This is a genomic window from Variovorax sp. F042, assembly GCF_057814215.1.
Genome location: NZ_JBVASX010000015.1, coordinates 50,228 through 63,374 on the forward strand (window position 1 = coordinate 50,228; position 13,147 = coordinate 63,374).

A 13,147-nucleotide genomic window follows, 5' to 3' on the forward strand; every position below is an offset into this window, starting at 1 on the left:
CCGCGAGGAGTTCGCGCGCTGTTACAGCTTGAACAGCGACGAGGCATGTCGTCAACTCTTTTTTCACAAATTTTCGGGTAGGCCGAGGCAGGCCGTAAGACATAGATATCGCTATGACTTCAGATGAATGCTTGAGTTTGCAGATGCGCTGCTACAGTGCTTGCAAGTCAAAGGTGTGAAGGGGCGCGCAATGGCAATTCTTTTTCGCATCCTGCTGTGGTTGGCCTGTCTCGCCGGCGTCGGCTGGTTCTGGCATGCCGGCAAGTTCGGCACCGCCACCGGGCTCGCGCTTGCCGCGCTGAGCCTCGTGGTGTTCGCCTGGCCCGTGAGCATCGCGCGGCGCAGGCACAACGAGCTGCGTTATGTGGACATGGGCAAGGAGCCCACTGGCTACCACTGAAACCGCGGTCTCAGGTTGATTGCCGCCGGTCAGATGCTGTGCGGATCGACGTCGACGAGCCAGCGGATCACGCCTTTGCCCTCCGGCGTGCGCCGCAGCTCGTGCAATAGCGGCTGCCAACTCGCAAGCAGCCGCTGCAGCGCGGCGCGCGAGGGGCTTTCGATCAGCATTTGCGCACGTTCCACATTGGCCACGCGCTGGATCGCCAGCGGCACCGCCGGGTAGCGCGTGACGAGGTCGGAGCCCGGCAGCGCCTCGGCCTGATCGGCTGCGATGTTCAGGAAGCCCTGCGCCACCGACTGCTCTCGCGCATCGGCCCGCAGCAGCGCCTGGAACGCGAAGGGCGGCATGCCGGCCGCGCGGCGCTCGTCGAGCTGCTGCTGCGCGAAGCTGGCGTAGTCGTGCTTGCGCAGCGCCATGAACAGCGGGTGCTGCGCATGATGCGTCTGGATCCACATTTCGGCCTTGGCGCCCTGCGCCGCGAGATACGCGGCATCGCGGCCCGCGCGGCCGGCCGACTGCATCAGCAGGCTGAACAGCCGCTCGGGCGCGCGGAAGTCACTGGAGAACAGCGCGCCGTCGGGGTTCACCGCCGCCACCAGCGTGATGCGGCGGAAGTCGTGGCCCTTGGCGATCATCTGCGTGCCGACCAGCACGTCGACCTCGCCCGCGTGCACGGCCGCGAGCTGCGATTCGAGCGCGCCCTGCTTCTTGGTGCTGTCGGCGTCGATGCGTGCGATGCGCACCGCGCTGCCATCGGGGTGCTTCACGGCCGAGAACAGCTCGGCCAGGTGCTCTTCGAGTCGCTCGGTGCCGCGGCCCACGGGCGCGATGTCGGGGTTGCCGCAGGCCGGGCAGGCGCGCGGCACGCGCTCGGTAAAGCCGCAGTGGTGGCAGCGCAGCGTGCGGTCGATCTTGTGGAACACGCGATACGCGCTGCAGTGCGGGCATTCGCTCTTCCAGCCGCAGTCGCCGCAGGCCAGCACCGGTGCGTAGCCGCGCCGGTTCAAGAAGATCATGCTCTGCTCGCCGCGCGCGATGCGCTGGCCGATGGCGTCGAGCAGCGCGCCCGAAATCACCGTCTTCGGCGGCTGCAGGTTCATGTCGACCAGCCGCACGGCCGGCAACTCGCCCGCGCCGATGCGCGATGGCATGGCCAGCCGCACGTAGCGCCCGCCCGGGTCTTCGCCTTCGGCGGGCCGGCTCTGGTGCCAGCTTTCGAGCGAGGGCGTGGCCGAGCCCAGGATCACCTTGGCCTTTTCGCGCTGGCCGCGCCACACGGCGAGGTCGCGCGCGGAATAGCGCGCGCCTTCCTGCTGCTTGTAGCTCGGGTCATGCTCTTCGTCGACCACGATGAGCTTGAGCCCCGGGATCGACGCGAACACCGCCATGCGCGTGCCCAGCACGATGCGCGCCGCGCCGCTGTGCGCCGCCAGCCAGCTCGCGAGCCGCTGCGGGTTGGTCATGCCGCTGTGCAGCGACACCACCGCTTCTTCGCCGAAGCGGGCCTTGAAGCGGGCTTCGAGCTGCGGCGTGAGGTTGATCTCGGGCACCATCACCAGCGCCTGCGCCTCGGGGTCGCGCGCGAGCAGGTCGGCCACGCAGCGCAGGTAGACCTCGGTCTTGCCGCTGCCGGTGCTGCCGACCAGCAAAAAAGTACCTGCTTCGGCCTCGATGCGCGCCAGGGCGGCCGTCTGCTCCGCACTCAGCGCGATCAGGTTCGCCGACTCGGCTGTTTCGGCCACTGGTCCGGCCGTCGTCTTGCGCTTGAGCCGGCGCGTCAGCTGCGTCGTCGACAGGTCGCGCAGCTGCGGCGGCAGGGCGGCCAGCGCGATCTCGCCGATCGAGCGCTGGTAGTAGCGCGCTGCAAAGGCCACGAGGCCGCGCCACGCCTCGCCCAGCGGCGCCAGCGCGTCGAGCGCCGCGCCCACAGGCTTCAGCGCCATGTCGGGCTCGGCACCCACCAGCGAAACCGGCTCGTTCCAGACCACGCCCAGCACTTCGCGCTTGCCCAGCGGCACGCGCACCAGCGTGCCGGGCGGCATCGGCTCGGCGCTGGCGTAGCTCAGCAGGTCGCCGAGCGCGGCATGCGCGGGCGTCTGCACCGCGATGTCGAGTCGCCACGGCAGTGCTGGCGGCGCACCGTTCGTTGGCTGGGAAGCGCTGTCTGAGGGGAGGCCGGCTGTGGAGATGAGCGGTCCTTCTTGGAAAGGTTTGTTAAGAAGACTTTGAGCAAGAGCGCTTAAGTCGTTGATTTTTCAGAGCTTTGGAGGCCGTCCAGAGTTTCTGTGGATAACTTTGTTGACAAGCCGGCTCGATTCGCTGCGGGGCCTTGAAAATCAAGGCTCTGGCTGGAATGCCCGGAAAAAAAGCAAAGTTCAAATCTTATATAAATCAATAACTTAGCGTCGCTATCTCTTTAGGAGCAAAGAGGGAGGTCCCCCGGAAAATCTTGCGCAGTGCAACACGGGTTTTGTGCATAAGTCAGACCGATATGCCGTTTTTGCGCTTGACAAACGGCTTCGTACCAACTTTACGGGGCGCCTCGGTGCCCCGCCGGCCCGTTCCCGAAGACTGCAGTGTTAACCGCGCAGCGCGCGCGACTGGGCGTGCACCGCCTGCACCAGCGCCGCCACGTGGTCCGGCGGCGTGAACTGGCTGATGCCGTGGCCCAGGTTGAAGATGTGCGTCGGGCCCTGGGCGTTGCGGTCGGCGTGGGGCTTGCCGAAGGCCTGCAGCACTTTCGCCACCTCGGCCTCGATCTGCGCGGGCGGCGCGAACAGCACGTTGGGGTCGATGTTGCCCTGCAGGGCCTTGGCCTTGCCGTCCGAGCCTTCGGCGATCTGCTTTCGCGCCGAGGCCAGGTTCACGGTCCAGTCGACGCCCAGCACTTCGCAGTCGAGTTCGCGCATGGCGTCGAGCCACAGGCCGCCGCCCTTGGTGAACACGATGCGCGGCACGGGCTGGCCGTCGGCGCCGGTGCGTTTGAGGCCGGCCAGCACGCGGGCCGTGTAGGCGAGGCTGAATTCCTGGAACGCGCCGTCGGCCAGCACGCCGCCCCAGCTGTCAAACACCATCACGGCCTGCGCGCCGGCGTCGATCTGGGCATTGAGGTACGCGGCCACCGAGTCGGCATTCACGGCCAGCAGGCGATGCATGAGATCGGGGCGGCTGTAGAGCATGCTCTTCACGAGGCGGTAGTCGCTGGAGCCCGCGCCTTCCACCATGTAGCAGGCCAGCGTCCACGGGCTGCCCGAGAAGCCGATCAGCGGCACGCGGCCGTCCAGCGCCTTGCGGATCGAGGCCACTGCATCGAACACGTAGCGCAGCTTGTCCATGTCGGGCACTTCGAGCGCGGCCACGGCCGCTTCGTCGCGCACCGGGCGCGCAAAGCGCGGGCCCTCGCCGGCCTCGAACGACAGGCCCAGGCCCATGGCGTCGGGCACCGTCAGGATGTCGGAAAACAAAATGGCCGCGTCGAGCGGATAGCGCTCCAGCGGCTGCAGCGTGACCTCGGTGGCGTAGTCGGTGTTGGTGGCCAGCCCCATGAAGCTGCCCGCCTTGGCGCGGGTGGCAACGTACTCCGGCAGGTAGCGGCCGGCCTGGCGCATGAGCCAGACGGGCGTGTGGTCGGTGGCCTGGCGCCAGCAGGCTCGCAGGAAAGTGTCGTTTTGCAGTGGGGCGAAAGGCATCCCGCGATTGTCGCAGGGGTGTGTCCTGGCCTCTCAGTTGACGGGCTTGCCGCCGAACACCTCGACCATCAGCGACACCAGCCATTTCTGGCCCGGGTCGCCGTCGTGTGCGGCCGCCCACAGCAGCGAGACCTCGTAGCTGGGCGTCTCGAAGGGCAGCGGGCTCACGGCCAGCCCGAGCGCGTCGCGCCACGTGGCGGCGGCGAAGGTGGGCACGGTGGTGATGGCGGGCATCTGCCGCACGATGAAGGGGCTGGTCGCGAAGTTGCGGCTGGAGAACACGACCTGGCGCGCATGCCCCTGCTCGCGCAGCAGATCGTCGACGAGGCCGCTCAGGTCGGCGCTGAACGAGGTCAGCAGGTGCGGGTGGTCCAGGTATTCCGCCAGCGTGATCTTCCTGCCCCGCGTCTTAACGAGCGCGGCGTTGTAGACGCAGACGAAATGCCAGCCGAACAGCGCGCGTTGCCGGTGCCATGCGGCGCACTCGATGAACACGCCCACCGCCAGTTCGATCTCGGTCGCGTCGAGCATGCCGGGCGCGTTGGTGCGGTCGGCCGCGCGTGCGATGAGCCGCACCCCCGGCGCCTGTTCGGAAAGTCGCTGCATGAGCTGCGGCATCAGCGCCACCTCGAGCGCGTCGCTCAAACCGATGCGGAACACGCGCTTGGCCGTGGCGGGGTCGAACGCCGGCTGTGCATGCAGCGCCTGCTGCAGCGACAGCAGCAGCGGCTCGATGACGCGCGCGAGTTCGAGCGCGCGCGGCGTCGGCGTCATGCCGTGCGAGGTGCGCACGAACAGCTCGTCGCCCAGCGCGGCGCGCAGGCGCTTGAGTGCGCCGCTCAGGGCCGGCTGGCCGATGAACAGGCGCTGCGCCGCACGCGTGACGCTACGTTCGTGCAGCAGCGCGTGGAACACCAGCAGCAGGTTCAGGTCGAGCCGCCTGAAATCACTTTCGTTGATGTATTCCATGGTTTCAAACGATTTGAATGATAGGGCGCCGCTCCCTAACCTGAAGGCACTTTCTTCATCAGGCATTCAAAGGAGTCGACATGGCTTTGGAACAACAGACAGTGGTGGTGGTCGGTGGCTCGTCGGGCGTGGGGCTCGAAACCGTGCGGCGGCTCGCGGCAAGCGGTGCGCGGGTGATCGCGACCGGGCGCGACAACGGCAAGCTGCAGGAAGCGATCGGCGGGCTGGGCGCGAACGTGAGCGGCGCGGCCTTCGACGCCTGCGACCGCGGCGCGCTCGATGCCTTCTTCGAGAAGACCGGGCCCGTCGACCACCTGGTGCTCACGCTCAGCGGCGGCGAGGGCGCGGGCGAGTTCGCGCAGCTCGATCTTCAGTCGCTGCGCCGCGGCTTCGAGGCCAAGTTCTGGCCGCAGCTCGAAGCGGCGCAAGCCGGCGCGCGGGTGCTGCGCAAGGGCGGCAGCCTGACTTTCGTGACGGCGATTTCCGCGCGCAATTCGCTGCCCGGCACAGCGGGGCTGGCCGCGATCAACGGCGCGATCGAAGCGATGGTGGGCAGCCTGGCGCGCGAGCTGCGGCCCAGCCGGGTGAATGCCGTGTCGCCGGGGCTGGTCGATACGCCCTGGTGGAACCGCGTGCCCGCCGCGATGAAGGACGACCTGTTCCGCCAGCAGGTCGAGATGCTGCCCGTCGGCCGCGTGGGCCGGCCGCAGGACGTGGCGCATGCGATCCAGTTCCTGATCGAGAACGGCTACACGACGGGGACCGTCATAGAGTGCGATGGGGGGCTGCGGCTGGTGTGACGTGACGGGGGAGCCGGCCCGCGCATCGAAAAGTTTTGTTGAAAAAACAGCGGCAGATACAGAGCGATACGCAGGACCGGGTGAATGGCGGTTCGAGGGGCGACATTGGGACCTGTCAGCCCTTCCCCCACCTTCAGTCACTCAGGAAAATCCAATGTCAACGTCGTTCCAACTGCCCCGCAGAAGCTTCCTCGCCGCAACGGCCCTCGGTGCTGCGGCTGCCCAGCTCGCAGCGCTCACGCCGGCCTTCGCGCAGGCCGCCACGGGCGCGTCTTCCAGGCGCCTCGAGCCGCTCAAGAGCATCGATGCTGGCACGCTCAGCATCGGCTACTACGAAGCAGGTCCGGCCGATGGCGCGCCGGTGATCCTGCTGCACGGCTGGCCCTACGACATCCACATGTTCGTCGACGTGGCGCCTGCGCTCGCGGCGGCGGGCTTCCGCGTCATCGTGCCGTACCTGCGCGGCTATGGCACCACGCGCTTCCTGTCGGTGGACACGCCGCGCAACGGGCAGCAGTCGGTGGTTGCCGTCGACATCATCGCGCTGATGGATGCGCTGAAGATCCCGGTCGCTACGGTCGCCGGCTGCGACTGGGGCGCGCGCACGGCCTGCATCATGGCGGCGCTGTGGCCGGAGCGCGTGAAGGCGCTGGTCTCGGTGAGCGGCTACCTCATCGGCAGCCAGGAGGCCGGCAAGGTGCCGCTGCCGCCGCAGGCCGAGCTGCAGTGGTGGTACCAGTATTACTTCGCGACCGAGCGCGGCCGCGCGGGCTACGAGAAGAACCGCCACGACTTCGCCAAACTGATCTGGCAGACGGCATCGCCCAGGTGGAACTTCGACGCGGCCACCTTCGACCGCAGCGCGGTGGCGCTCGACAACCCCGACCACGTGGCGATCACGGTCCACAACTACCGCTGGCGACTCGGCCTCGTCGAAGGCGAGGCGAAGTACCAGGCGCTGGAGAACCGGCTCGCCAAGGCGCCGGTGATCGGCGTGCCCACGATCACGCTCGAAGGCGATGCCAATGGCGCGCCGCATCCGGAGCCCAGCGCCTATGCGAAGAAGTTCTCGGGGCGCTACGAGCATCGGCTGGTCAGCGGCGGCATCGGCCACAACCTGCCGCAGGAAGCGCCCGAGGCCTTCACGAAGGCCGTGATCGACGCTGCGCGAGGCTGAGAGCGCGCCAGCGCAGCGCGGATGGGGCAGGGCGTTATCCTGCCTCATGCTTTCTACAGACTCCGCTTCCGCCGCGTTCATCGAATCAGCATCAGTGGACGTCGGCAGAAGGCAGTCGGGGATCCGGGCGTGGCTCTGCTTCGTTCTCTTCTCGCTGTGCATCGCGATGGGCATGAGCCCGGCTTTCGCGCAAACCAAGACCAGCCTGGTGCCCGTGCCGCAGATGAAGACGCGCGTGGTCGATCTCACGAACACGTTGAGCGCGGGCGATGCCGACGGGCTGCGCCAGGAAATCGCCGAGCTTGAGAGCAGCACGCAGGCGCAGCTTGCGGTGCTGATCGTGCCGACGACGGGGCAGGAGGCGATCGAGCAGTACGCCGCGCGCGTGTTCGCGCGCTGGAAGCTGGGCCGCAAGGACGAGGACGACGGCGTGCTGGTGCTCGTTGCGCTGAAAGACCGGAAGATGCGCATCGAGGTCGGCAAGGGCCTCGAAGGCATGGTCACCGACATCCAGGCGGCTGCGATCATCGACAAGCAGATGGCACCGCGCTTTCGTGGCGGCGACTACGCGGGCGGCGTGCAGGCCGCAGTGCGGGCGCTGTCGGAGCTGATCGGCGTGCCGGCGGCGCAGGCATGGCCCGACACGCTCGCGTCGGACACCGCGTCCACGCCGCTGCCGGTGGATGAGGAGGCTGCGCGCGAACCGACTGCAGGCGGCGGAGGCCTCACGCCAGAAGGAAAGGCCTTCCTCGGCGTCATGCTGTGGAGCATCGGCGTGGGGGCGTGGCATGGCCTCGGCGCGGGGCCTCTCGTCGGCATGCGGCGCCGCGCCGCGCGGCCTCCTTCGCGCGGCAAGCGTTCGGGCAAGCGCGGGCGCCGCATCCAGCGTCCCGAGCCCTGGGCCGAGTCGCTGCAGGCGATCGAGCCCGAGGCGCCGCGAAAGCCGCGCGACTGGCGGCTCGTGCTCGGCCTGGTCGGCGCGGGTCCGGTGGGCGGGGCCGCCATGCTGCTGAACCCGTTCATGGCTGGGTTCCTGGCGATTCCGGCGCTCTTTCTGTACGGCCTTGGCTACCTCTGCGGGCGCGTGAAGGAAGTGGCCTATGTGCTCGGCAGCATCGCCGCGGTGATCGCCGCGCTGGTCTGCATTGCCTTCATGGTCGGCGGCGACGTGTTCTGGCCGGGCTTCCTGTGGGTGCTGGGCATCGGCGGCGTGGGCCTCCTGATCACGGTCATCGTCTTCGGCATCCGCAACACCTGGCGGGACGGCAGCGCGCTCGGCTTCGTGATCCGGTGGATCGTCGTGCTGGGGGTGGTCGGCACGGTGGTCGTGATCACCGTGCCCGGCCCGTTGCCCGACGAGACATGGATTCCCACCGCGATCGCGACCGTTCTCGCGCTGCTGTTCATGTTCGTCTTCCCGACCTTCGCCACGGGCAGTGGCGATGGCGACAGCTCGGACAGCGGCTGGAGCAGCGGCTCGTCGAGCAGTCCTTCGAGCAGCAGTAGCAGTTCGTCGGACAGCTCCTCGTCCGGCGGTGGCGGCTCCAGCAGCGGAGGCGGGGCCTCGGGCAGCTGGTAGCGGTCGATCAGACCACCGGCACGCGCCCAGCGTCGGCCGGGTTCACGTTGCGGCGGTACAGCACCAGCGTGGCGATCAGGCCGCAGATGGCGGCGCCCGTCATCCACAGGCCCGGCGCGCCCTTGTCGCCGGTCATCTCGATCAGCCCCGTGGCGATGGCCGGCGTGAAGCCGCCGAAGATCGCGGTGGCCAGGCTGTAGGCCAGCGAGAAGCCGGCGGTGCGCACGTTCACCGGCATCACCTCGGTCAGTGCCACGACCATCGCGCCGTTGTAGCTCGCGTAGAGGAACGACAGCCACAGCTCGACTTCGAGCATGCGCGCGAAGCTCGGCGCGCCCACCAGCCACTTGAGCGACGGATACGCCGTGAGGATGGTCAGCACCGTGAACAGAATCAGCAGCGGCTTGCGGCCCACGCGGTCCGACAGCGAGCCCATGATCGGCAGCCAGATGAAGTTGGAGATGGCCACGCACAGCGTGACGATCAGCGCGTCGGTGGTGCTCAGGTGCAGCACGGCCTTGCCGAAGGTGGGCGTGTAGACGGTGATCAGGTAGAACGACACCGTGGTCATCGACACCAGCATCATCCCGGCGACCACCAGGCCCCAGTTGGCGACCATCGACTGGAAGATCTCTCGCGCGTCGGGGCGGTGCTTGCGCGCCATGAACTCCTCGGTTTCCTGCAGCGAGCGGCGGATGATGAACAGCACCGGCACGATCAGGCAGCCCACGAAGAAGGGAATGCGCCAGTAGAAGTCGCCGATCTCCTGCGACGTGAAGGTCACATTGAGCCAGTAGCCGAGCGCCGCCGCGACGACGATGGCCACCTGCTGGCTGGCCGACTGCCAGCTCACGTAGAAGCCCTTGTGGCCCGGCGTCGCCATTTCCGACAGGTACACCGACACGCCGCCCAGCTCCACGCCGGCCGAGAAGCCCTGCAGCAGCCGGCCGATCAGCACCAGCAGCGGCGCCGCCAGGCCGATGGTGGCGTAGGCCGGCACGCAGGCGATCAGCAGCGTGCCGACGGCCATCAGCGCGAGCGTGACGATCAGGCCCTTGCGGCGGCCGACGCGGTCGACGTACGCGCCGAGAAAGATCGCGCCCAGCGGCCGCATCAGGAAGCCCGCGCCGAAGGTCATGAAGGTCAGCATCAGCGAGGCGAATTCGTTGCCCGCGGGGAAGAACGCCTTCGAGATCTGCGTGGCATAGAAGCCGAACAGGAAGAAGTCGAACATCTCCATGAAGTTGCCGCCCGTCACGCGCAGGACGGTGGCGACCTTGGAGGACGAGGCAGTGGAGGCGTGGGCGGCCGTGCCCGATTGCGCAGCGTTGGGCGCAGGATTCATCTTTTTGTCCCCTTGGGCTGTATTGGCGATGTGCTCGCACAAGGGTAGGCCGGACTCCCCGACCGCTACCTGACTGCGCAGGTCAGGTAGCTGTCACGCGCGCATTGCGTTACGTTGCGTCGCGCGGACGGACTTCAGGTTTTGTACTTGATCGAACAGCCGTAGGGCCGCGTGCTGGCGGCCGAGATCGGCTTGCCGCCGAAGGCCTCGCCCAGCGCCTGGTTCACGTAGTTGGTCGCGGTCTTGATGTCGTCCGCCCGCGCCGAGGCGATGCTGTCGATGCCGCCCGCGTACACCAGCGTGCCCTTGGGGTCGATGATGAAGATGTGCGGCGTGGTACGCGCGCCGTAGACCTGGCCGATCAGGCCGTCTTCGTCCATCAGCACGGCGGTGGGTGCGGCCTTTTGCGACCTCATCCACGCGTCGAGCGCGTCGGGCTTCAGGTAGTCGGTGGCGGCGCGCTCGGTGGAATTGATGGCCAGCCACACCACGCCCTTGTCGGTCGCGGCCTTTTGCGTGGCGGGCATGTTGCCGCTGCCGTAGTGCTTGCGCACGAAGGGGCAGCCGGGGTTGGTCCATTCGAGCACCACGAACTTGCCGGCGAAGTCCGAAAGCTTGTGCTTGGCGCCGCTGGTGTCTACGGCAACGAAATCGGGCGCCTGCTGGCCCACGGCGGGTGCGGCGGCGGCATTGCTGCCCATCAGGAAGGTGGCGCCGAGCGCCACGGCGGCGGCGACTACGGCACGGCGGGAGGCACGGCTCAGGGCGGCGCGGGCATGACGCGCGGCACGACGGGAACGCGAGTCTGTGGATGGCGAAAGAGACATGGCCAGCTTGAACTCCAAAACAAAATTCCAAACAACGAGTGCAGCTTAGAACGGTTTCTTCAAGTGCATGTGACAACCCATGTCACGGCGGTGGTCAAAGCGCGGCGAGCGCGGCGCGGACCTCGTCTTTGCCGAGGATTTCGGTCAGCACGACCGGCGGCTTGCCCGGCGCCTGCAGCACGTACACCGGCACGCCGCTGCGGCCCAGCGCGGTGAGCGCCGCGGTGATGGCGGGATCGCGCCGGGTCCAGTCGGCGCGCAGCATGGCGACCTTCTTGGCGTCGAAGTCGGCCAGCACCTGCGTGTCGGCCAGGGTGCTCTTCTTGTTGTACTGGCAGGTCACGCACCAGGCGGCGGTGAAGTCGATGAACACCGGCTGGCCGGCGCCAGACAGCTCGGCCACGCGCTCGGCGGACCATGGCTGCCAGCGCTGGCTGGCGGTGCCCTGGGCAGATGCCAGTCTGGCCGGCTCCACCACTTGCAACACATTGCGGCCGATGGTGGCGGTGAGCACGGCGGTGAAGCCGATCAGCATCGTCGCGATCACGACCCGCGTGCGTCCGCGCAGCGTGAACGCCCAGACGATGGCGGCCAGGCAGACCAGCAGCGCGAGCAGCGTGCCGGCGCCATCGATGCCGCTTTGCTGGCCCAGCACCCACACCAGCCACGCCACGGTGGCGAACATCGGGAATGCGAGCAGGCGGCGCAGCGTGTGCATCCACGGGCCGGGCTTGGGCAGCAGGTGCGCGACGGCGGGCACGAAGCCGGCCAGCAGATACGGCAGCGCCAGCCCGAAGCCCAGCGCAACGAACAGCAGCAGCGCCTGGGCGGCCGGCAGGCCGATGGCGAAACCCATCGACGCGCCCATGAACGGCGCGGAGCACGGTGAGGCGATGACCACGGCAAGCACGCCGGAGAGGAAGTCGTTGGCCAGCGGGTGCTTGGCCTGCGCGCTGCACACCGACGAGGGTGCGGCCCGGCCGAACTCGAACACGCCCACAAGGTTGAGCCCGATCAGCGTGAACAGCGCCGCCAGCGCCGCGACCACGCCCGGCGACTGCAGCTGGAAGCCCCAGCCCAGCCCAGCGCCGGCCGCGCGCAGCGCGAGCATGCCGCCGCCCAGCGCGAGGAAGGACAGCATCACGCCGCCCGTGTAGGCCAGCCCGGCCTTGCGGTGCGCGCTGGCGTTGCCCGCCTGCCGCGCGAAGCCCAGTACCTTGATCGCGAGGATCGGGAACACGCAGGGCATGAGGTTGAGCAGCAGGCCACCGAGCAGCGCGCCAAGCAGGGCGGCCATGAAGGTGGTCGAGGAGGGGGCGGGCAACTCGCCGGCCGGCGTTGCTGCTGCGCCGTTGTTGGCAGCGTTGGCGGTGAGCGCGGCCTGCAGCGCTGGCGACACCTCGGCGCGCGGCGCCGCGCCCGCAGGCCAGGCGCCCGTGACCGGCGCTTCGGCGCGCCAGGCCACCGGCTGGCCAGCTTGCCGGTCGGCCTCGGCCAGCGCCACCACCACCGGCATCGTCGTGGGGCTGGCGCTGCGCTGGTCGGCCAACGGCATCGTCGCGGTCCAGGTGCCGCCCTGCCAGGATTGGGTCCAGTCCTTGCCGGAGACGGCCGCGGTGCGGATCACCTCGGGAGTCTCGGGGAAGAAGCCCAGTGTTTTGCCCTGAACGGCGGCCGGCAGGCCTTCGAGCCGCACCTTCAGGTTGTGGCCGTCGACTTCGACGGTGCCGGGCTTGGCCAGCGGCTGGGGCTGGGCCGCCGCGGCGGTGTCGAAATCGGCCTTGTGCAGCGCGGTCGAGCCTTGCAGCGGCAGGGCCAGCGTGAACGTGCCCTCTTCGGGAATGCATTCCTTGCGGCAGACCAGCCAGGAGGCCTTGAGCTGGATGTCCATCGCCGGCGTGCCGCCCAGCGCCACCGGCGGCTTGTAGAGCGTCGACACCTCCAGCGGCACCGGCAGCAGCACGGTGTTCTCGTAGCCGTAGTTGGCGAGGCTGCCGACCGGGATCTTCTTCGGCACCGGCCAGGCGATTTCGCCGGTGGACACGCCGGTCGGCAGGGTCCACGTCATCTCGGTGGGCAGGCCCGAATCGCCGGCGTTCTTCCAGTAGGTGTGCCACTCGGGCTGGTGCGTGATCTGCAGGCCGACCCACACCGGGGCGCCGGGCGTCACGCCGTCGGGGGCGTGTGCGATCAGTTCGGCGCGTACGTGGGGAGTGGTTACAACCGCGCCCGGCTTGGATGGCAGGCTGGAGGTCGATTGCGCCGCAGCCGGCATGCTGGCTGCGGCTGTTGCTATCAGAAGCGTAGCGAAATGGATGCGCGAAAAGATCATGCCGTCAGTCGGAGCATTCAGTGGGG

At 68.4% G+C, this 13,147-nt stretch carries 10 protein-coding genes; 4 read left to right on the forward strand and 6 right to left on the reverse strand.

What is annotated here, in order from left to right:
• The first annotated feature begins 190 nt into the window (after positions 1-190).
• Positions 191-400, forward strand: a complete 210-nt coding sequence (locus ACZYSP_RS30275; protein ID WP_093079274.1) for a hypothetical protein — start codon at positions 191-193, stop codon at positions 398-400.
• Between the two features lie 29 nt (positions 401-429).
• On the opposite strand, the gene priA is transcribed toward ACZYSP_RS30275, so the two are convergent.
• The 3 genes from priA to ACZYSP_RS30290 form a co-directional block, all read right to left on the reverse strand.
• Positions 430-2,529 carry a replication restart helicase PriA gene (gene priA, locus ACZYSP_RS30280; protein WP_489018236.1) on the reverse strand — a complete coding sequence of 700 codons (2,100 nt, stop codon included), beginning with the start codon at positions 2,527-2,529 and terminating at the stop codon, positions 430-432.
• Positions 2,530-2,982: 453 nt separating this feature from the next.
• A complete protein-coding gene (gene hemE, locus ACZYSP_RS30285) occupies positions 2,983-4,092 on the reverse strand; it encodes a uroporphyrinogen decarboxylase (protein ID WP_093057222.1) in 1,110 nt (369 codons plus the stop codon).
• Positions 4,093-4,125: 33 nt separating this feature from the next.
• A complete protein-coding gene (locus ACZYSP_RS30290; protein WP_489018172.1) occupies positions 4,126-5,061 on the reverse strand; it encodes a LysR family transcriptional regulator in 936 nt (311 codons plus the stop codon).
• 80 nt (positions 5,062-5,141) lie between these two features.
• Between ACZYSP_RS30290 and ACZYSP_RS30295 the strand changes: the two genes are divergently transcribed.
• The 3 genes from ACZYSP_RS30295 (at position 5,142) to ACZYSP_RS30305 (ending at position 8,617) form a co-directional block, all read left to right on the forward strand.
• Positions 5,142-5,861 carry an SDR family oxidoreductase gene (locus ACZYSP_RS30295; RefSeq protein WP_093079265.1) on the forward strand — a complete coding sequence of 240 codons (720 nt, stop codon included), beginning with the start codon at positions 5,142-5,144 and terminating at the stop codon, positions 5,859-5,861.
• 154 nt (positions 5,862-6,015) lie between these two features.
• Positions 6,016-7,038: an alpha/beta fold hydrolase gene (locus ACZYSP_RS30300; protein ID WP_093079263.1), complete on the forward strand. Its 1,023-nt coding sequence runs from the start codon at positions 6,016-6,018 to the stop codon at positions 7,036-7,038.
• A 172-nt stretch (positions 7,039-7,210) separates the two neighbouring features.
• Positions 7,211-8,617, forward strand: coding sequence for a TPM domain-containing protein (locus ACZYSP_RS30305; protein ID WP_177192841.1), 1,407 nt, complete (start codon positions 7,211-7,213; stop codon positions 8,615-8,617).
• Between the two features lie 7 nt (positions 8,618-8,624).
• Here ACZYSP_RS30305 and ACZYSP_RS30310 read toward each other — a convergent pair whose 3' ends face one another.
• From ACZYSP_RS30310 to ACZYSP_RS30320, 3 genes are all read right to left on the reverse strand, one after another.
• On the reverse strand, positions 8,625-9,962 hold the full coding sequence (locus ACZYSP_RS30310) for an MFS transporter (protein ID WP_093079257.1): 1,338 nt from the start codon (positions 9,960-9,962) through the stop codon (positions 8,625-8,627).
• Positions 9,963-10,096: 134 nt separating this feature from the next.
• Positions 10,097-10,789, reverse strand: a complete 693-nt coding sequence (locus ACZYSP_RS30315; RefSeq protein WP_176928854.1) for a thioredoxin family protein — start codon at positions 10,787-10,789, stop codon at positions 10,097-10,099.
• Between the two features lie 94 nt (positions 10,790-10,883).
• Positions 10,884-13,121 carry a protein-disulfide reductase DsbD family protein gene (locus tag ACZYSP_RS30320; protein WP_177192840.1) on the reverse strand — a complete coding sequence of 746 codons (2,238 nt, stop codon included), beginning with the start codon at positions 13,119-13,121 and terminating at the stop codon, positions 10,884-10,886.
• Positions 13,122-13,147 lie beyond the last annotated feature (26 nt).

Excerpts from the sequence above, each read along its gene's own strand:
- ACZYSP_RS30320 (WP_177192840.1), bottom strand. The coding sequence starts at position 13,121 with ATGATCTTTTCGCGCATCCATTTCGCTACGCTTCTGATAGCAACAGCC.
- hemE (WP_093057222.1), bottom strand. The coding sequence starts at position 4,092 with ATGCCTTTCGCCCCACTGCAAAACGACACTTTCCTGCGAGCCTGCTGG.
- ACZYSP_RS30275 (WP_093079274.1), top strand. The coding sequence starts at position 191 with ATGGCAATTCTTTTTCGCATCCTGCTGTGGTTGGCCTGTCTCGCCGGC.
- ACZYSP_RS30300 (WP_093079263.1), top strand. The coding sequence starts at position 6,016 with ATGTCAACGTCGTTCCAACTGCCCCGCAGAAGCTTCCTCGCCGCAACG.
- ACZYSP_RS30290 (WP_489018172.1), bottom strand. The coding sequence starts at position 5,061 with ATGGAATACATCAACGAAAGTGATTTCAGGCGGCTCGACCTGAACCTG.
- ACZYSP_RS30310 (WP_093079257.1), bottom strand. The coding sequence starts at position 9,962 with ATGAATCCTGCGCCCAACGCTGCGCAATCGGGCACGGCCGCCCACGCC.
- ACZYSP_RS30295 (WP_093079265.1), top strand. The coding sequence starts at position 5,142 with ATGGCTTTGGAACAACAGACAGTGGTGGTGGTCGGTGGCTCGTCGGGC.
- ACZYSP_RS30305 (WP_177192841.1), top strand. The coding sequence starts at position 7,211 with ATGAGCCCGGCTTTCGCGCAAACCAAGACCAGCCTGGTGCCCGTGCCG.
- ACZYSP_RS30315 (WP_176928854.1), bottom strand. The coding sequence starts at position 10,789 with ATGTCTCTTTCGCCATCCACAGACTCGCGTTCCCGTCGTGCCGCGCGT.